Source organism: Rhodococcus sp. 114MFTsu3.1 (genome assembly GCF_000383555.1).
Lineage (GTDB): Bacteria > Actinomycetota > Actinomycetes > Mycobacteriales > Mycobacteriaceae > Rhodococcoides > Rhodococcoides fascians_E.
On record NZ_KB911555.1, the window covers coordinates 1 to 17,621 of the forward strand.

At 63.6% G+C, this 17,621-nt stretch carries 20 protein-coding genes and 4 tRNA genes; 4 read left to right on the plus strand and 20 right to left on the minus strand.

Annotated features, from left to right (window positions below; translation table 11 throughout):
* The 6 genes from H292_RS0119395 to rplJ all read right to left on the minus strand — a co-directional run.
* Positions 1-576 (minus strand): MlaD family protein (locus H292_RS0119395; RefSeq protein ID WP_020112487.1); only part of this gene is annotated, 576 nt, incomplete at its 3' end.
* Positions 573-1,433 carry an MlaE family ABC transporter permease gene (locus H292_RS0119400; RefSeq protein WP_019666423.1) on the minus strand — a complete coding sequence of 287 codons (861 nt, stop codon included), beginning with the start codon at positions 1,431-1,433 and terminating at the stop codon, positions 573-575. The genes H292_RS0119395 and H292_RS0119400, both read right to left, overlap by 4 nt.
* Before the next feature lie 6 nt (positions 1,434-1,439).
* Positions 1,440-2,234 (minus strand): MlaE family ABC transporter permease, encoded by a 795-nt coding sequence (locus H292_RS0119405; protein ID WP_019666424.1) that lies wholly within the window; start codon positions 2,232-2,234, stop codon positions 1,440-1,442.
* Positions 2,235-2,239: 5 nt separating this feature from the next.
* Positions 2,240-3,433, minus strand: coding sequence for an ABC transporter ATP-binding protein (locus tag H292_RS0119410; protein WP_176458781.1), 1,194 nt, complete (start codon positions 3,431-3,433; stop codon positions 2,240-2,242).
* Between the two features lie 316 nt (positions 3,434-3,749).
* Complete coding sequence (gene rplL / locus H292_RS0119415) at positions 3,750-4,139, minus strand: 50S ribosomal protein L7/L12 (protein ID WP_019666426.1); 390 nt, start codon at positions 4,137-4,139, stop codon at positions 3,750-3,752.
* Positions 4,140-4,217: 78 nt separating this feature from the next.
* Positions 4,218-4,802: a 50S ribosomal protein L10 gene (rplJ, locus tag H292_RS0119420; protein ID WP_019666427.1), complete on the minus strand. Its 585-nt coding sequence runs from the start codon at positions 4,800-4,802 to the stop codon at positions 4,218-4,220.
* 413 nt (positions 4,803-5,215) lie between these two features.
* Here rplJ and H292_RS0119425 point away from each other — a divergent pair, with 413 nt between their 5' ends.
* Positions 5,216-7,183, plus strand: a complete 1,968-nt coding sequence (locus H292_RS0119425; RefSeq protein WP_020112489.1) for a CocE/NonD family hydrolase — start codon at positions 5,216-5,218, stop codon at positions 7,181-7,183.
* A 10-nt stretch (positions 7,184-7,193) separates the two neighbouring features.
* A complete protein-coding gene (locus tag H292_RS0119430; protein ID WP_019666429.1) occupies positions 7,194-8,096 on the plus strand; it encodes an alpha/beta fold hydrolase in 903 nt (300 codons plus the stop codon).
* Positions 8,097-8,171: 75 nt separating this feature from the next.
* Here H292_RS0119430 and rplA read toward each other — a convergent pair whose 3' ends face one another.
* From rplA to H292_RS0119485, 11 genes are all read right to left on the minus strand, one after another.
* Positions 8,172-8,891 (minus strand): 50S ribosomal protein L1, encoded by a 720-nt coding sequence (gene rplA, locus H292_RS0119435; RefSeq protein ID WP_019666430.1) that lies wholly within the window; start codon positions 8,889-8,891, stop codon positions 8,172-8,174.
* 86 nt (positions 8,892-8,977) lie between these two features.
* On the minus strand, positions 8,978-9,412 hold the full coding sequence (rplK, locus tag H292_RS0119440; RefSeq protein WP_019666431.1) for a 50S ribosomal protein L11: 435 nt from the start codon (positions 9,410-9,412) through the stop codon (positions 8,978-8,980).
* Between the two features lie 78 nt (positions 9,413-9,490).
* Positions 9,491-10,309, minus strand: coding sequence for a transcription termination/antitermination protein NusG (gene nusG / locus H292_RS0119445; protein ID WP_019666432.1), 819 nt, complete (start codon positions 10,307-10,309; stop codon positions 9,491-9,493).
* Positions 10,310-10,376: 67 nt separating this feature from the next.
* Entirely contained in the window at positions 10,377-10,838 is a 462-nt protein-coding gene (secE, locus tag H292_RS0119450; RefSeq protein WP_020112490.1) for a preprotein translocase subunit SecE, read from the minus strand.
* A gap of 69 nt (positions 10,839-10,907) precedes the next feature.
* A tRNA-Trp gene (locus H292_RS0119455) sits at positions 10,908-10,980 on the minus strand.
* A 157-nt stretch (positions 10,981-11,137) separates the two neighbouring features.
* The gene (gene hadB, locus H292_RS0119460; RefSeq protein WP_026348024.1) at positions 11,138-11,563 is read right to left on the minus strand and encodes a (3R)-hydroxyacyl-ACP dehydratase subunit HadB; all 426 of its coding nucleotides are present in this window, start codon (positions 11,561-11,563) and stop codon (positions 11,138-11,140) included.
* Positions 11,550-12,035, minus strand: coding sequence for a (3R)-hydroxyacyl-ACP dehydratase subunit HadA (gene hadA, locus H292_RS0119465; protein ID WP_196248810.1), 486 nt, complete (start codon positions 12,033-12,035; stop codon positions 11,550-11,552). Before hadA ends, hadB begins: the two co-directional genes overlap by 14 nt.
* Positions 12,036-12,205: 170 nt before the next feature.
* The gene (rpmG, locus tag H292_RS0119470) at positions 12,206-12,373 is read right to left on the minus strand and encodes a 50S ribosomal protein L33 (protein ID WP_019666436.1); all 168 of its coding nucleotides are present in this window, start codon (positions 12,371-12,373) and stop codon (positions 12,206-12,208) included.
* Between the two features lie 60 nt (positions 12,374-12,433).
* A tRNA-Met gene (locus H292_RS0119475) sits at positions 12,434-12,506 on the minus strand.
* Between the two features lie 64 nt (positions 12,507-12,570).
* A tRNA-Thr gene (locus tag H292_RS0119480) sits at positions 12,571-12,643 on the minus strand.
* A 153-nt stretch (positions 12,644-12,796) separates the two neighbouring features.
* A tRNA-Tyr gene (locus H292_RS0119485) sits at positions 12,797-12,879 on the minus strand.
* Positions 12,880-13,057: 178 nt separating this feature from the next.
* On the opposite strand from H292_RS0119485, the gene H292_RS0119490 reads away from it, so the two are divergent.
* The gene (locus H292_RS0119490; protein WP_019666437.1) at positions 13,058-13,558 is read left to right on the plus strand and encodes a YajQ family cyclic di-GMP-binding protein; all 501 of its coding nucleotides are present in this window, start codon (positions 13,058-13,060) and stop codon (positions 13,556-13,558) included.
* A gap of 2 nt (positions 13,559-13,560) precedes the next feature.
* On the opposite strand, the gene htpX is transcribed toward H292_RS0119490, so the two are convergent.
* Together htpX and H292_RS0119500 are read right to left on the minus strand one after the other, a co-directional pair.
* Complete coding sequence (gene htpX / locus H292_RS0119495) at positions 13,561-14,421, minus strand: zinc metalloprotease HtpX (protein ID WP_019666438.1); 861 nt, start codon at positions 14,419-14,421, stop codon at positions 13,561-13,563.
* Positions 14,422-14,521: 100 nt separating this feature from the next.
* Positions 14,522-15,541: a polyprenyl synthetase family protein gene (locus tag H292_RS0119500; RefSeq protein WP_019666439.1), complete on the minus strand. Its 1,020-nt coding sequence runs from the start codon at positions 15,539-15,541 to the stop codon at positions 14,522-14,524.
* 77 nt (positions 15,542-15,618) lie between these two features.
* On the opposite strand from H292_RS0119500, the gene H292_RS0119505 reads away from it, so the two are divergent.
* Positions 15,619-16,917, plus strand: a complete 1,299-nt coding sequence (locus H292_RS0119505; protein WP_141216230.1) for a geranylgeranyl reductase family protein — start codon at positions 15,619-15,621, stop codon at positions 16,915-16,917.
* A gap of 3 nt (positions 16,918-16,920) precedes the next feature.
* Here the strand turns inward: H292_RS0119505 and H292_RS0119510 are convergent, their stop codons facing one another.
* The gene (locus H292_RS0119510; protein ID WP_026348028.1) at positions 16,921-17,613 is read right to left on the minus strand and encodes a demethylmenaquinone methyltransferase; all 693 of its coding nucleotides are present in this window, start codon (positions 17,611-17,613) and stop codon (positions 16,921-16,923) included.
* Positions 17,614-17,621 lie beyond the last annotated feature (8 nt).

Here is a 17,621-nt window from a genome sequence, read left to right on the forward strand (position 1 = left end):
ACCCTTGAAGATCGTGTCCAACCGATCGATCGTCAACCCCAACTCCTGACCACGACCACTCAGACCCTGCGCCAACGCACCCAACGTGCTCGCCAGATCCTGCGGCGGAATCGCATCGAGCAACGGCAGCAAGTTGTCCAACAACTGACCGACCTCGATGGCACTGCCACTGGTGTCCTGCCTGAGCACGGTCCCGTCGGTGATCGGCGACGCCGTGTCGTTCTCGGGAATCTGCAACGCCACGTACCGCTCACCGAACAACGTCTTGGGCAACAACCGCGCCGTCGCGTTCGACGGAATCAGATCGGCCTTGTCCGGATCGATCGCCAACTTCGCCGTCACCACACCGTCGACCGACGACGCCGACCGCACTTCACCGACGATCAAACCGCGAACCTTCACATCCGCGTTGCTGGGCAACGCATTACCCACCGAATCGGTCACCAGGTCGATACTGACGACTTTCTTGAAGGTCTTGTTGTACGAGGTGACCGACCATCCGAGGAAGAGGATCAACACCAGAAAGAACGCGAGGCCGAGCAGAAGTCGCTTCAGCCGCGACGGCGAGTCGATCATCCTGCAACCCTCACTGTCGTCGTGGTTCCCCAGATTGCGAGGCTGAGGAAGAAGTCCAGTACCGCCACCGTCACGATGGCCGTTCGCACGGCGCGGCCCACGGCTACCCCGACGCCTGCAGGTCCGCCCGATGCATGGAATCCGTAGTAGCAGTGGATCATGATCAGCACGAACGCGAAGATCAACACCTTGAGGAACGAATAGAGAACATCCTCGGGCGGTAGGAACAGATTGAAGTAGTGGTCGTACGACCCACCCGACTGCCCGTTGAATATCGTGCTGATTCCGCGTGATGCGATGTACGACGCCAGGAGTCCCACGATGTAGAGCGGGATGACGGCGACGAATCCGGCGATCATGCGTGTGGTGACGAGGAACGGAACGCTGGGCACCGCCATCACTTCGAGCGCGTCGATCTCCTCGGAGATTCTCATCGCGCCGAGCTGTGCCGTGAATCCGGCCCCGACCGTCGCGGACAGGGCGAGACCTGCGACGACAGGCGCGATTTCACGCGTGTTGACGTACGCGGAGAGGAAGCCGGTGAGGACCGAGCTTCCGAGCTGCTCGAGTGCGGCGTATCCCTGCAGACCCACGACCACACCGGTGGCACCGGACATCATGACGATGACGCCGATGGTGCCGCCGATGACCGCGAGGGCTCCCGAGCCGAAGGTGACCTCGGCGAGAAGTCGCAGAACTTCCTTCTTGTAGTGAACGAGCGTGCGCGGAATCCATCCGATGGCACGCACGTAGAACGACATCTGCTCGCCCGCGTTGTCCAACACGGTGAGCGGAGCACCGGCGATGCGCTTCGCGCGCATGAGAGTACGGTCGCCGCGACCTTTGGCGATGGTCATTGCGCGTCAGCTTCCCTTCGCCGGCACGACCTGGAGGTACACCAGGGTGAGAATGAGGTTGGCGAAGAACAGCAGCAGGAAGGTGATGACCACCGTCTGGTTCACTGCCTCGCCGACGCCCTTGGGGCCGGGGTTGGGATTGAGTCCCTTGTAGGAGGCGATGATGCCTGCGATCAGCCCGAAGATCGCTGCTTTCAGTTCGGCCACATACAGATCCGGCAGCTGCGCGAGCGCCGAGAACGAGGCGAGGTAAGCGCCGGGGGTACCGCCCTGCAGCACGACGTTGAAGAAGTAGCCGCCCGCGATTCCGACGACGGACACCAATCCGTTCAAGAGCAGCGCGACGAGGATCATGGCGAGCACGCGCGGTACGACCAGACGATGAATCGGGTCGATTCCGAGTACTCGCATCGCGTCGATCTCTTCACGAATGGTTCGCGAACCGAGGTCGGCGGTCACAGCCGACCCGGCAGCACCGGCGATCAGCAGCGCCGTCACGATCGGGCTGCCTTGCTGGATCACCGCCAGGACGCTCGCCGCGCCGGTGAACGACTCGGCGCCGAGCTGCTTGATCAGAGAACCCGTCTGCAGCGAGACGACCGCGCCGAACGGAATGGCGACGAGCGCCGTCGGCAGAATCGTGACGCTGGCGATGAACCAGGCCTGTTCGATGAACTCGCGAAACTGGAAGGGCCGTCTGAACGTGTTCCGAACGACGTCGACCAGTAGTTCTACGATGTTTCCGGCTTGCGCGAGTGCTGCGCCCGCCGGAGCAAGAGCGGACTTCTTCGATCCCCCCATGGTGCTTATTGTCCCCGCCCCTGCGCAGGACCGTGGCCCTGATCGCTACGTCCTGAAGTGTCATAGCCTGAATTGTCGTACCCGGATTGGTCGTAGCCGGAGTTGCCGTAGCCGGAGTTGTCGTACGCGGCGTTGTCGTAGCCGGCGTTGTCGTAACCGGTGTGGCCGTCGTTCTCGTACGTCTGGCTCCCCGCGTACGCGGGTGTCTGGCTGCCGGGGTCCGTGGTGTCGAGGCTTTCCTGAATGGCGACCTGAGCGCTCTGCGGAAGGGTGTGCATGATCTGACGCACCCGCTCCTGACGGCGACCGACTGCCTGCCGAACCGGCGTACCGGGAGTCGCTTTCATCTGCGGCACGATACCTTCCACGTCGTCGACACCACCAGCATGATGCCCGGCGTCGACAAGAGCTTGCTCGTGCGCCATCTGCGCCTCGTCCTTCTCCTCCGACATACCGATCGGCCCGATCATCGTGCCGTTCAGGAACTGCTTGACCACAGGTTCGTCGGAGGTCAGCAGCACCTCACGCGGACCGAACATGACCAACTGACGGCGGAACAGCATCCCGATGTTGTCCGGCACCGTCCGAGCCAGGTTGATGTTGTGCGACACGATCAGAATGGTCGCATCGATCTCGGCGTTGATGTCGATCAACGTCTGCGAAATGTAGGTCGTACGTACCGGATCCAACCCCGAGTCCGGCTCGTCGACCAGGATGATCTCCGGGTCCAACACCAACGCACGGGCCAAGCCGGCGCGCTTGCGCATACCTCCGGAGATCTCGCCGGGCAGCTTGTCCTCCGCGCCGATCAGGCCCGTCAGTTCGAGCTTCTCCATGACGATCTTGCGGATGTCGGACTCGGACTTCTTGGTGTGCTCACGCAGCGGGAACGCCACGTTGTCGTACAAGTTCATCGACCCGAAGAGAGCACCGTCCTGGAACAGCACTCCGAACAGCTTGCGGATCTCGTACAGCTCCCGCGAACTGCACTGCAGAATGTCGGTCCCGTCGATGAAAATCTTGCCCTGCTCGGGGCGAAGGAGACCGATCAGCGACTTCAGGAACACCGACTTACCGGTTCCCGACGGTCCCAGCAGTGCACTGACCTCGCCCGACGGCAACGTCAAAGTGACGTCCTGCCAAATCTTCTGGACACCGAAAGACTTGGTCAATCCCTCGACCGAAACCTCGACTCCCACGCTGACCTCCACAGTTCGTTCACATCGACCCGGATGTGGGTTGGGTCACTCTATCGCACACGAGTGTCCACACCGACACCGGAGCTTACTGCCCAGTAATAACTTCCCCGAGTCGGGCTGCGGTCCTTGCATCAGTGTGGCTCATCTCACCACGACACGCGTGCGACTCGCCCGATTTGTGATGAAACCCAACGGCACAGCGTTGTGAGAACGAACAGAACCGAGGCGAAGACATAGGTAACAGACCCGAACACGACACGACGAAGGGCCACCCCCGAGTGGGGATGGCCCTTCGTGTGTACGAGCTACGCCAGAATTACTTGACGGAGATCTTCGCGCCGGCTGCTTCCAGCTTCTCCTTGGCAGCCTCGGCTGCATCCTTGGCGACCTTCTCCAGGATTGCCTTCGGAGCGCTCTCGACGAGGTCCTTGGCTTCCTTCAGGCCGAGGCCGGAGACGACCTCACGGACGACCTTGATGACCTGGATCTTCTTGTCGCCGGCCGACTCGAGGACGACGTCGAACTCGTCCTGCTCCTCGGCAGCGTCAGCGCCACCGGCAGCCGGTGCGCCAGCAGCGGCGACGGCGACGGGAGCGGCTGCGGTGACCTCGAAGGTCTCCTCGAATGCCTTCACGAACTCGCTGAGCTCGAGGAGGGTGAGCTCCTTGAACTGGTCGAGCAATTCTTCGGTGCTGAGCTTCGCCATGGTGGCGGTCCTTCCTTTAGTACCGAGTCGCTGATCCGCGACACAGGTTGGTTGTGTAGCTGTCGCTGTGAGTGCGGATCAGCTTTCGGCGGGAGCTTCTGCTTCTGCCGGTGCCTCGGCTGCAGCAGCTGCGGGAGCTGCAGAACCTTCGGTGGCCTTCTTGTCTGCCAATGCCTGAGCCAGACGTGCAACCTGCGAAGCAGGTGCATTGAACAGTCCTGCAGCCTTCGACAGGTTGCCCTTCATGGCACCTGCGAGCTTTGCAAGCAAGATTTCGCGGGACTCGAGGTCCGCGATCTTGTTGATCTCGTCCACGGACAGCGTCGCGCCGTCCATGTAGCCGCCCTTGACGACCAAGGCCTTGTTGTCCTTCGCGAAGGCCTTGATGGCCTTCGCAGCGTCGACCGGCTCGCCCTTGATGAACGCAATGGCGGTCGGTCCGACGAACAACTCGTCCAGCCCGGTGATGCCGGCTTCGGCAGCAGCGCGCTTGACCAGGGTGTTCTTGGCGACGGAGTAGGTGGCACTGTCGCCGAGCGCACGCCGCAGCTGGGTCAATCCGGATACCGACAGGCCACGGTATTCCGTGACGACGGCAGCCGTCGAACCCTTGAACTGCTCGGTGATCTCGGAAACCGCTGAGACCTTTTCGGGCTTTGCCATACTTCGCCTCCTCTCGTGGAAGTTATGTCGATCGCGAGAGGTCCTGCAGAAACGACGAACGCCCCGGTGCAGGAGGCACACGGGGCGTAGACATGATGGCGGCGTGGAGTGACCCTAACCGTCGAACAGGTCCCTTACCTCGTTCTCCTGCGTGGGCCGTCCGAGTGTCTCGGACCTTCAACCGCAATCTCGTGAAAGAAATCCCCCGAGAAGGCGGTGACCAACGGTCTTGGGTAGAACTTGTTTGGGCGGATCCGAACCGAAATCCGATTCAGAGCCGTCAACCAGACTACAGCGCTGCGCCGCAAAGTCCAAAACGCGCTGCTGTGACGACGCACCGGCGACGCTGTCATCGTGAACAACAATCGGCGCACGCAGGACAAGACGGTACTCGGGGCTGTTGAATCGAGAACATGACGGCAGCGCAGCCACGCCCACTGCTCCTACCGGACTCCGCCGGATCGAGCCCGGAGCGCGACCCGAGCGGCGGCGACGCAGCTGCCGCCTGGCGCAGCCTCGTCGAATCACCACCGTTGTACCCGCGGATCGCACGCGCACGGAACGTCCCGGTCACGATGAGCGACGGGACGGTGCTACGCGCGGATGTCATGCGTCCGGCCGACGCGGCGGGTCGGGCCGTGGAGACCGCACTGCCCGCGGTCCTCAACATCACCCCGTACAACAAGCGGTTGATCACCGGCATCGACACACTCCTCGGGGCGCCCGTCCTGGGACGTGCCCTTCGCGGTGCGTCGCGTCGATTCGACCTGAGCAACACCGCGTTCGACGGAATCACCGAGATCACGCGCATCGTCGACGGCGGTGCCGCCGATCTGCTGTCGGTCAACCGGCATCTGATTCGAAGCGGCTACGTCCAGGTCATCGTCGACGCACGTGGTACCGGCTCGTCGAACGGCACGTGGGACATCCTCGGGGATCGCGAGCAGCTCGATTCCGTCGAGATCATCGACTGGATCACCTCCCAGCCCTGGTGCAACGGCCGCGTCGGCATGACCGGTATCTCCTACTCCGCCATCAACGCATTGCAAGCAGCATCCAAGCGGCCCGACGGCCTGCACGCAGTGTTCGCCGTGGAGGGCTCCGTCGACATCGTTCGGGAGATCTTCGCGACGGGAGGTGCACCGTCACTGTTCATCCCGTTGTGGCTGACGGCGGTGAACGCGCTCAAATGGTTTCCGACGCTCCGCGGCGTCGACGCCCTGACGTGGCTTCGCGACCGAGCGGCATCCCCCGCGACCCACATGTTCGACCTTGCCAAAGGTTTCCTGACCGGTGGCGACACCCGGATCTACGACGACCCGTACTACGACAACATCGACGCGGACATCGAAGAGATCGACGTCCCCACGTTCGTGTACGGATGCTGGCACGACATCTTCGGTGGATCCGCACCCGACATCTACAACCGCCTGGCCCTCGAACGCGGCCGGAAACAACTCCTCGTCGGAGACGGCTATCACGGCAACCCCGGAATCGGCTTCGGCCGACCGGGTTTCCCGCCACGGCTGGACGTACTGGAACGAGCATGGTTCGACCGCTGGCTACGCGACGAGGACAACGGTATCGAGCGATTCGGGCCCGTCACGCTCCGCAGCCAGGGCGGATCGTGGACGGCCCACGGCCGCTTCCCCGCACCCCACGCCGTACCGCAACGGCTCTACCTGTCCGCCGCCACGTCGGGAACGGCGCGGCACGCAGCAGCCGACGGCACACTCGGCGGCCGATCCGACGGCAGCAGTGGAACATTCACCGTCCGCCCCTCGCTTCGAGCCGTCGTCTCACGGGACACGACGCAGGTGCTCGCCGGAGTCACCGCCGTCCTCGGCGGTGGCTTCACCTACGACAATCGATTCGCCGAGGGCGCCGCGGTCAGTTTCACGACGATGCCGGCCTCGGTCGACACGGTGATCTCGGGACCGATGAATCTGCATCTGCGCGTCGTATGCCGTGCACGAGAAGCACTCTGGGCCATCATGGTGTGCGACGTCGCACCCGACGGCACGTCCACCGTCGTGACCAACGGGGCCCTGCTCGCATCGCGCCGAGCCGTCGACGACGAGAAGTCCTTGTTCGCCCCCAACGGTGACTACACCCGCCCGCACCACCCATTGACCGAAGCCTCGATGCTTCCGGTACCCGTCGGTGAACCGTTGACCCTCGACATCGACTTGCTCACCACCGAAGCCGCGATCTCCGTCGGACACCGCCTGAGAGTCGACGTATTCGCCGCCGACCCGCCCCGATTCATGCCCATCCTCCCCGACCTGCTTCGAACCCGAGCCCGCAGCCAGGACATCGTCATCGATCCCGAGAACCCCAGCTTCCTCGTCGTGCCCATGCTCGACGACCCAGGCTGGTGAAGGAGAACCAATGCAGACCCGCACCGGCTTCGCACCGTCGAACGGCATCGAACTCGCCTACGAGGACATGGGCAACCCCGACGACCCGGTAGTCCTGATGATCATGGGGCTCAGTGCCCAGATGACGCTGTGGCCCAAGGAATTCTGCGAGCGAATCGTCGACCTGGGATTCCGGGTCATCCGATTCGACAACCGCGACATCGGACTGTCCACCAAGATGGACGGGCTCCGCATCGAAGGCTCCGCCTTGCTCCGGCTGATCCGCACGGGCCTCGGCGCGTCGAGCACCGTCCCGTACACCCTGAAGGACATGGCACTCGACACCAAAGGCCTACTCGACCACCTCGACATCGAACAGGTACACGTCGTCGGCGCATCCATGGGCGGAATGATCGCGCAGGTCTTCGCCGGGCTGTACCCGAATCGCGTACTCAGCACCGCGATCATCTTCTCCAGCACCAACGAGGCCTTCCTGCCGCCGCCCGACCCGCGCGCACTCCTCCCCCTCATGAAAGGCCCTGGCCCGGGCGCCACCCGCGAACAGATCGTCGCCCACTCCGCCAACACCCGACGAATCATCGGCAGCCCCGCGTATCCCACGCCCATGGAAGAACTCCTCGTCACCGCAGGCGAAATGTACGACCGCAACTACAACCCCGCCGGCGCACTTCGCCAGATGGCCGCCGTGACCGGGACAGGCAGTCTCCGCCGGATCGCCGCGCAGATCTCCGCACCCACCGTCGTCGTCCACGGCCGCGCCGACCGCCTCATGCGCCCCTCCGGTGGCAAAGCCGTCGCCCGAGCAGTCCCCGGATCCTCACTCCACCTCATCGGCGGAATGGGCCACGACCTCCCCCGTCCACTGTGGGACGAAATCCTCGGCGAACTGTCGTCCAACTTCGCGCGAGCCTGATCGGTTCCGCGAGACGCACGAAATACGAAAGAGGGCCGACCCCCGGTGGGGTCGGCCCTCTTCCGGTACTACTGCTTACGCTTCTGCGTCGTCCTCGAGGAGGTTACGCGTGCGGTTCGGGTCCACGGGGATTCCCGGTCCGGTCGTCGTCGAGACGGTGATCTTCTTGACGTAGCGGCCCTTGGCGGAGGACGGCTTCGCACGGAGGATCTCGTCGAGTGCCGCACCGTAGTTCTCTACCAGCTTGGCGTTGTCGAACGATGCCTTGCCGATGACGAAGTGCAGGTTGGCCTGCTTGTCGACGCGGAAGTTGATCTTTCCGCCCTTGATGTCGTTGACGGCCTTGGTGACGTCGTTGGTGACGGTGCCCGTCTTCGGGTTCGGCATGAGGCCACGCGGTCCGAGGACGCGGGCGATGCGGCCGACCTTGGCCATCTGGTCCGGGGTGGCGATCGCGGCGTCGAAGTCCAGGAAACCGCCCTGGATGCGCTCGATCAGATCCTCTGCGCCGACGACGTCGGCTCCTGCTGCCTCTGCTTCTGCAGCCTTCTCACCAGCGGCGAAAACGATGACCCGAGCGGTCTTGCCGGTGCCGTGGGGAAGGTTGACGGTGCCGCGCACCATCTGGTCGGCCTTACGAGGGTCGACGCCGAGACGAACGGCGACCTCGACGGTGGCGTCGAACTTGCTCGACGCGGTGTCCTTGGCCAACTGTGCTGCCTGAAGCGGCGAGTACAGGTTGTCTGCATTCACCTTTGCGGCCTGCTCGAGGTAGGCCTTGCTGCGCTTTGCCATTTCTTACTGTCCAATCATGAGTTCAGTGTGGTTGACAGGCCTGGCAGGCCCTCCCACGTGACGCTTCGTGTGTGACGAGGCCTAGGTCAGCCTTCGACCGTGATGCCCATCGAACGAGCAGTACCGGCGATGATCTTCGCGGCCTGGTCGATGTCGTTGGCGTTGAGGTCTTCTGCCTTGGTCTTGGCGATTTCGCGCACCTGGTCCATGGTCACCTTGGCGACCTTGGTCTTGTGCGGCTCGCCCGAACCCTTGGCGACGCCTGCAGCCTTGAGCAGCAGCTTGGCGGCGGGAGGAGTCTTGAGCTTGAAGTCGAACGTACGGTCTTCGTAGACCGAGATCTCGACCGGCACGACGTTTCCGCGCTGCGACTCGGTCGCTGCGTTGTACGCCTTGCAGAACTCCATGATGTTGACGCCGTGCTGACCCAGTGCGGGGCCGACGGGAGGAGCAGGGTTGGCCTGTCCTGCCTGGATCTGAAGCTTGATGATCCCGGCTAGCTTCTTCTTCTTCGGGGGCATTTCTTTTTCCTTGTATTCGCTCGGGTTTCTTGCGGTAACTACTGCAAGTTCTGTGTGGGCTCGCCCACGCGGCGCCGACTAGATCTTGGCGACCTGCGTGAAGCCCAGTTCGACCGGAGTCTCACGGCCGAAGATGGACACCAGCACCTTGAGCTTCTGCTGCTCGGCGTTGACTTCGCTGATGCTGGCCGGGAGTGTCGCGAACGGGCCGTCCATGACGGTGACGGACTCGCCGACCTCGAAGTCGACCTCGATGGCCGGCTTCGACGTGGTCTCGGTGGTAGCGCCCTCGGCTGCAGCAGCCGTGGCCTTCGCGTCCTTCTTCTGCCCGTCCTGCGGCATGAGGAACTTGACGACCTCGTTGATGGTCAGCGGCGACGGACGCGACGTGGCGCCGACGAATCCGGTGACACCGGGGGTGTTGCGCACCGCGCCCCACGACTCGTCGTTGAGTTCCATCCGGACCAGGATGTAGCCGGGCAGAACCTTGCGGTTGACCTGCTTGCGCTGGCCGTTCTTGATCTCGGTGACCTCTTCGATCGGGACCTCGACCTGGAAGATGTAGTCGCCGACGTCGAGGTTCTGCACACGAGTCTCGAGGTTGGTCTTGACCTTGTTCTCGTAGCCTGCGTACGAGTGGATGACGTACCAGTCACCGGGTGCGCGTCGGAGAGCTGCCTTGAACTCGGCGACCGGATCCTCGACCTCGGCGGGCTCGGCCTCTGCCGTCTCGTCGGCTACCGCGTCGTCACCGGCGGCAGCGGCGACGTCGGCAGCGATGGCCTCGTCGGTCTCGCGGTCCAGAGCGGCCTGCTCCGCTTCGAGGCCCTGTTTGGTCGCCTCGACATCGGCGTCGAATGCGGCCACTTCGGTGGCGTCGTTGTGCGGCGTGCTCACAGCAGGCACCCTTTCTGTCGTTTCATGCATGTCGTACTACTCATCGGACTCGGCCAGCGGATCGGTGTCAACCGAACAGCCACTCGACGCCTTGCGTGAATGCCAGGTCCAGACCGCTGATGTACGCGACCATGAACGCCACGAACACGAGCACGACGCTGGTGTAGGTGACCATTTGCTTGCGGTTCGGCCAGATGACCTTGCGCAGCTCTGCGACGACCTCGCGCAGGAACTGGATCAGACGCTTGAAGATGTTCGGGCGCTTCGCCTCGCGGGACTTCGGCGGGCGGGTGGCAACGGATGCCTTGCCTGCCGGCGCGGTGGACTTGCCGTCCGACGACTTGGAGATCGATACGGGCTCGGACGCAGCGCCTGCGGTCCGTGAACGTCGCGCGGTGCGCTTGCCGGAAGGCTTGGCGACAGCGGCGGAGGAAGTGTCGTTCTGGGATACAGAGGCATCCGGCGTCGACGAATCGGGCGTTGACGAATCCCCGGACTCGTCTTCGCGCTTGCCGCGCTCCTCGCTCACCCGTCGTTCCTCTCAGTAGCTGACACCGTCGCTCTCCTCACCGGAAATGCGGTGAGGGAGCCACATGGGCAGGGGCGACAGGACTTGAACCTGCAACCTACGGTTTTGGAGACCGTTGCTCTACCAATTGAGCTACGCCCCTTCGGTCCAACCCGATTGGAATCGGACCGTTCTGGAGTCACACACGACGTACGCGCTACCTCACACCCTCGAAAGAGAGTCTTGGCAGCGCGCAGCGCTGAACAACCCCAGAAATCTCAGTGTACTGCACAGGCTATGGAAGTTTGAAATCAGGCAGGTCAGGCCAGACGGACGGTTGCCGTCGCCCTACCGAAGATCTTCTTGCCCTCGGACTTCGCTGTGATCGCGATGACCGCGGACTTGGATTCGGGGTCGACCGACTTCACCTTGCCGGTGTACTCGACCGACGCGGCCGAATCCGCGGGCACGTACACGGAGCTGGTGAAGCGGACGTTGTACTCGGTGACCGCACCCGGGTCGCCGAGCCACGACGTCACGAACCCAGCGCCGAGACCCATCGTCAACATGCCGTGGGCGATGACGTTGTCCAATCCCGCGAGCTTGACGACCTCGTCGCTCCAGTGGATCGGATTGGGATCACCGGACACGCCGGCGTAGTTGACCAGGTCACCGCGGGTCAGCTTGACCACGCGCTCGGGCAGCTCGTCGCCGACCGCCACATCCGCAAAACTACGAAGCGCCATGCATGATCACTTCCTTGACTGCGTGGGCGATGTTCTCATCGACTTCGCCGCCGGTTCGGGCGACCAGCGTCGTCCAGGTCGTCTGGACCAGCTCGCCGTTCTGATCGGTCACGATGTTCTTGGTGGTGATGATGTCACTGCCGCTCATCTGGCGGAACGATTCGAGGTAGACCTCGCAGGACAACTCGTCACCGACCTGAATGGCCTTGTGGAATTGCAGCCTCTGATCGGTCTGCAGAATCTGACTCGGGTCGTACCCGGTGATGAATTCCTTGAACATCCGCGACTGCGCGATGATGCCGACCAACGAGATGAACGTCAGCGGGGCAAGCAGGCCGTCGTATCCGAGGCCTTTGGCTGCATCCTCGTCGTGGTGGGCGGGGTGCCAGTCCTGGACGGCACGGGCGTACTCACGCACCTTCTCACGACCGACCTCGTAGGCGTGGTCCACCTTGTAGTGGTGGCCCACCATCGCCGCCGCATGCAGAGCTGGATCTTGCACCAGCTCTGGGTCCTGCACTGACTCGGTCACGCTGAAAGAACCTTTTCTACCCAGGACGCAGATGCGGTTAGGGCACGAAAAGTAAGCCTAACGCGTGGCGTCGACTCCGAACGAGAACCAGCAGCCGATGAGGCTCGCGACTAGCGAGACTCGCGGTGCGCGCGATGCGTGCCGCAGTTCGAGCAGAACTTCTTCAGCTCGAGGCGGTCGGGATCGTTGCGGCGGTTCTTCTTCGTGATGTAGTTACGGTGCTTGCAAACCTCGCAGGCCAAGGTGATCTTGGGCCGCACATCGGTGGAGGAGGCCACTGGATGCCTACTTTCGGGTAAATCTGATCCGGTTAATCAGGACTGTGCATTCTTCTTGTGTAGCGGTGACCGGACTTGAACCGGCGACGCAACGATTATGAGTCGTTTGCTCTACCAACTGAGCTACACCGCCTCAGGTGCTCACCCCTACACCATCTCACTAACAAGGGTGTGGACGCGAACCATCCAATCCAGCGAGCCCCCTAACGGAATCGAACCGTTGACCTTTTCCTTACCATGGAAACGCTCTACCGACTGAGCTAAGGGGGCGTTCGCTTCTCTACGCGGCAAGCCGTGCGTCGAAGCCTTCAAGAGGTTACACAGTCCGAGCGTCGAGTACCAAATTGCGTGCTCGCCGCGCCTTCTGCGGATCCTCTTACAGTAGAAACCCCAGCGAGAATTTCTCTCGCCGGGGCATCTGTGTGGCAGATGTAGGATTCGAACCTACGTAGGCATAAGCCGACGGATTTACAGTCCGCTCCCATTGGCCGCTCGGGCAATCTGCCGGGTGCTCGACGAGAACTTTCGCTCTCTTCGACGCGGAGAGAAGAATACAACGAACGTCCCCCGGAAACGCAAACCGGGTGGATAGCGCGGGTGCGAACGAGCTAACGTCGTCAGGACGAGCCTCACGGATCGGCTCACAGAAGCCGATCGAAACCGATTCGAGTACAGGAGTTGCACGTGGCTGATTCTTCCTTCGACGTAGTGAGCAAGGTCGACCGTCAAGAGGTCGACAACGCTCTGGGACAGGCTGCGAAGGAGCTCGCGACGCGGTTCGACTTCCGCGGTTCCGGCACCGTGATCGAGTGGTCGGGCAGCGGCGACAACGAGGTGATCGTGATCACCTCCGAGAGCGAAGAGAAGGTGAAAGCCGCCCTCGACGTCTTCAAGGAAAAACTGATTCGCCGCGATGTGTCGCTGAAAGCGTTCGAGACCAACGAGCCGGCGGCGTCGGGCAAGGTCTACAAGGTGACCGGGAAGCTCGTTCAGGGCATCTCGAGCGAGAACGCGAAGAAGCTGACCAAGAAGATCCGCGACGACGGCCCCAAGGGCGTCAAGGCGCAGATCCAGGGCGACGAGCTACGCATCAGCAGCAAGAAGCGGGACGACCTGCAGGCTGTGCAGCAGCTGCTCAAGTCCGAGGACTTCGGCCTCGCGCTTCAGTTCGTCAACTACCGCTAGCTCTACTCCCCCCTGGCCATTCGTTCGAGGCGATCGATGCGGTCCGCCATCGGCGGGTGCGTGGAGAACAGTTTGCCGACCTTGTCTCCGGCCCGGAAAGGGCTGGCGATCATCAGGTGGGACTCGGCGGCGAGGCGCGGTTCAGGCGGCAGCGGTGCCGCCTGAACGCCTCGCTCCAGTTTGCGCAGCGCCGACGCCAGAGCAAGCGGATCGCCCGTCAGCTCGGCTCCCGACCGGTCCGCCTGATACTCGCGAGAACGCGACACCGCCAGCTTGACGACGGTGGCCGCGATGGGCCCCAGCAGCGAGACGAGCAGCAGCGCAAAGGGATTGGCGCCGCCGTTGCCGCGGCCGCCGAACATGGATGCGAACATCGCGAAGTTCGCGAGCCCGGAGATCACCGCGGCCATCGCGCCCGCCACCGACGAGATCAGAATGTCGCGGTTGTAGACGTGCGACAGTTCGTGGCCGAGAACGGCCCGCAACTCACGCTCGTCCAGGATCTGAAGAATGCCGGTGGTGCAGCACACCGCAGCGTTGCGCGGATTGCGGCCGGTGGCGAACGCATTCGGGTTGTTCGTCGGGCTGATGTACAGCGCGGGCATCGGCTGGTGCGCCGTCGTCGCCAACTCGCGCACGATGCGAAACATCGCCGGCTGTTCCACCTCGGTGACCGGCTGGGCGTGCATCGCTCGCAGTGCGAGCTTCGCGCTGTTGAAATAGGCGTAGCCGTTCATCCCGACGGCGAGCGCGATCGACACGAACAAGATCGTCGGACTGTTGAACAACGCCCCCACGAAGACGATGAGCGCGGACATACCGACCAACAGGCCGAACGTCTTTGCGTTGTTCGCGAAACCCATTGCAGCGCCTCTTCCCGAAGTTCTCTCGTTACCCACGGGAAGAACGATCAGCGCACCCCACGAAGTTCCCCGTGGGTAGCGCGCCGGAGACGAGCGGGATCTAGCCGACCCGCTCGACGGTATAGTCCACCAGTCGACCCAGCGCATCGTTGGCTGCACCCTGCGGGAGCTTCTCGAGCTCGGCGTGTGCTTTCGCGGCGAACTCTCCCAGAGTCTCCTTGGCCCGAACCATTCCCGGTGAGCGCCCCAACAGTTCGAGCGCCTCGGTGACCGACGCGTCGTCGGTCACGGGGCCGTCGAGCAGTACCCGCAATCGATCGCCGTCGGCGCCGTCCTCCCGAAGCGCGAACAGAACAGGCAGTGTGTGCACACCTTCACGAAGGTCGGTGCCCGGCGTCTTGCCCGATTGCTCCGTCGCCGACGAGATGTCGATTATGTCGTCGGAGATCTGAAACGCCGTACCGACAGCGTCGCCGAGACGTTCCAGCGACGCGACGTGATCAGCGTCTCCGCCGGAGAACGTACCGCCGAAGCGTCCACACGCCGCGATCAACGAACCGGTCTTCTCCCAGACGACGCGGAGATAGTGTGCGACGGGATCCTCGTCCTTCTTGACGCCGATGGTCTCGCGCATCTGGCCGGTGACCAACTCGGCGAACGTCTCGGCGATGATGCGGACGGCCTCGGGACCGAGCGTCGACACCAACCGCGACGCATGGGCGAACAGGTAGTCGCCGGCGAGAATGGCGATGCTGTTGCCCCAGCGCGAGTTCGCCGACTCGGCACCGCGCCGCATCGTCGCCTCGTCCATCACGTCGTCGTGGTACAGCGTCGCCAGGTGCACCAGTTCGACGACGGTCGCTGCGGTGACGATCGACTCGTCCGTCGGGTTGGGTCCGAGCTGAGCCGTCAGCACGGTGAACAGCGGACGGAATCGCTTACCGCCCGCTTTCGCCAAGTGCAGCGCGGCCTCGGTGAGAAAATCCTCGCCGTCGGACAATTCGGCGATCATCAGCTTCTCGACGCGTTCCAGCCCCGCGGCGACGGTGTCTGCAAGCTGCGGATCGACGAGGTCGACCCCGGCAACGACCGTCGATCCGGCCGCGTCGAAAGTGCTCACGATTGTTCGTCCTGTCCTCGTCGGGGGCGTCGTTTCGTCTCTACCGTAGTGAACCTGGCGCGGGCGAGCGCCGGAAGGTGCCACACACCACGCGAGAGGGGGCCGAAACCCCGCGGGAGCAGGCCCGTCGGCGCCACTGCTTTACTGGACGGGTGAGCGCTGTGCGAAGCACCGACGTCCTCGTCATCGGCGCGGGCCCTGCCGGGTCGTCCGCCGCGGCGTGGGCGGCAAGAGCAGGCCGGGATGTCGTCCTCGCGGACGCGGCGACCTTTCCGCGTGACAAGACGTGCGGCGACGGACTTACACCGCGCGCGATCGCCGAGCTGAATCGTCTGGGACTCGGCGACTGGGTTCGCGGACGAGCGGAGAATCGCGGCCTGCGGCTGTCCGGTTTCGGTCAGGAACTTCAGCTGGAATGGCCGGGCGGGTCCTTGCCGACGGTCGGGAGCGCAGTCCCGCGAACCGAACTCGACGACCGAATCCGTGTTGCGGCGGTCGATTCCGGTGCCACGATGATCGAGGGCGCGAAGGCCGTCGACGCAACCGGAGACGGCGCGAAAGTCACCTCGGTGACGTTCGCGAACGGTGAGGAGATCCGCTGCGAGAAGCTGATCGTCGCCGACGGTGTGCGTTCCACACTCGGTAAGAAACTCGGTCGACAGTGGCATCGCGACACCACGTTCGGGGTCGCTGCCCGCGCGTACATCGACTCCGACAGGTCGGACGATCCGTGGATCAGTTCCCACCTGGAACTGCGTGACGCCGCGGGCACCGTACAGCCCGGCTACGGCTGGATCTTCCCGCTCGGCACCGGTCAGGTGAACATCGGCGTCGGTACATTGGCGACAGCCAAGCGCCCCGGCCCCGGAGCGTTGCGGCCACTGCTGGATCTGTACACCTCGCAGCGTCGACAGGACTGGTCGTTGACGGGTGACCTTCGCGCAGTGGCGTCGGCTCTGCTTCCCATGGGCGGCGCGGTCTCGAACGTGGCCGGAGTCAACTGGGCGATCATCGGCGACGCCGCCGCGTGCGTGAACCCGCTCAACGGCGAAGGAATCGACTACGGCCTCGAAGGCGGCCGGTTCGTCGCCGACATGCTGAGCGAGAACGACCTCACACTGGCATGGCCGACGCTGCTGCGTGAGCACTACGGACAGGCCTTCTCCATCGCCCGACGCCTCGCCGGGCTCCTGACCGTCCCTCGCTTCCTGCCCGCGACGGGACCGATCGGTATGCGCTCGCGTGCGTTGATGACCGTCGCGGTGCGCGTCATGGGAAACCTGGTGACGGAGGCAGATTCGGACCTCGTCGCCAGGGCATGGAGAGCGTCGGGCACCGCGTCACTGAAGGTCGACAGCCGGCCGCCCTTCACCTGACGATCAGCGCACGGCGCGGTGCAGCGCGACGATTCCGCCGGTGAGATTGCGCCACTGCACTCCGGACCAGCCCGACTCGGCGATGGTGGTGGCCAACTGCTCCTGCGTCGGCCAGGCGCGGATCGATTCCGCCAGGTATACGTAGGCGTCCGGATTCGACGAGACGGCCCGCGCCACGGCAGGGAGCATCTTCATCAGATATTCCATGTACACCGTGCGGAACGGGGTGAACGTCGGCGTCGAGAATTCACAGATCACGAGGCGACCGCCGGGCTTGGTGACACGCGCGATTTCCTTCAGACCCGCCTGGAAGTCGGAGACGTTCCGCAGCCCGAAGGAGATGGTCGCGGCGTCGAAACTGGCATCGGCGTACGGCAGGTGCATGGCGTCGCCTGCCACCATCGGCACCGGCCGGGCAGCGCCCGCCTGCAGCATCCCCTTCGAGAAATCGGTTGCGACGCACCACGCGCCGCTACGCGCCAGTTCGACCGTGGAGACCCCGGTTCCAGCCGCGAGGTCCAGGACCTTCTCCCCCGGCTTCAGGTTCAACGCAGCGCGGGTCAGCTTCCGCCAACTGCGATCCTGACCGAACGACAGAACGGTGTTGGTGATGTCGTACCGACGGGCGACGCCGTCGAACATCGAGGCGACCTCGTGCGGTTCCTTCTCGAGGGTGGCACGTGAACTTGTAGGCACACGATCGA

Bases quoted from the DNA above. Each gene is read 5' to 3' on its own strand.
- hadA (WP_196248810.1), bottom strand. From the start codon at position 12,035: ATGGTGGGCCACCACTACAAGGTGGACCACGCCTACGAGGTCGGTCGT.
- rplA (WP_019666430.1), bottom strand. From the start codon at position 8,891: ATGGCAAAGCGCAGCAAGGCCTACCTCGAGCAGGCCGCAAAGGTGAAT.
- rplL (WP_019666426.1), bottom strand. From the start codon at position 4,139: ATGGCGAAGCTCAGCACCGAAGAATTGCTCGACCAGTTCAAGGAGCTC.
- H292_RS0119430 (WP_019666429.1), top strand. From the start codon at position 7,194: ATGCAGACCCGCACCGGCTTCGCACCGTCGAACGGCATCGAACTCGCC.
- rplK (WP_019666431.1), bottom strand. From the start codon at position 9,412: ATGCCCCCGAAGAAGAAGAAGCTAGCCGGGATCATCAAGCTTCAGATC.
- H292_RS0119405 (WP_019666424.1), bottom strand. From the start codon at position 2,234: ATGGGGGGATCGAAGAAGTCCGCTCTTGCTCCGGCGGGCGCAGCACTC.
- hadB (WP_026348024.1), bottom strand. From the start codon at position 11,563: ATGGCGCTTCGTAGTTTTGCGGATGTGGCGGTCGGCGACGAGCTGCCC.
- H292_RS0119400 (WP_019666423.1), bottom strand. From the start codon at position 1,433: ATGACCATCGCCAAAGGTCGCGGCGACCGTACTCTCATGCGCGCGAAG.
- htpX (WP_019666438.1), bottom strand. From the start codon at position 14,421: ATGGGTTTCGCGAACAACGCAAAGACGTTCGGCCTGTTGGTCGGTATG.
- H292_RS0119425 (WP_020112489.1), top strand. From the start codon at position 5,216: ATGACGGCAGCGCAGCCACGCCCACTGCTCCTACCGGACTCCGCCGGA.
- rplJ (WP_019666427.1), bottom strand. From the start codon at position 4,802: ATGGCAAAGCCCGAAAAGGTCTCAGCGGTTTCCGAGATCACCGAGCAG.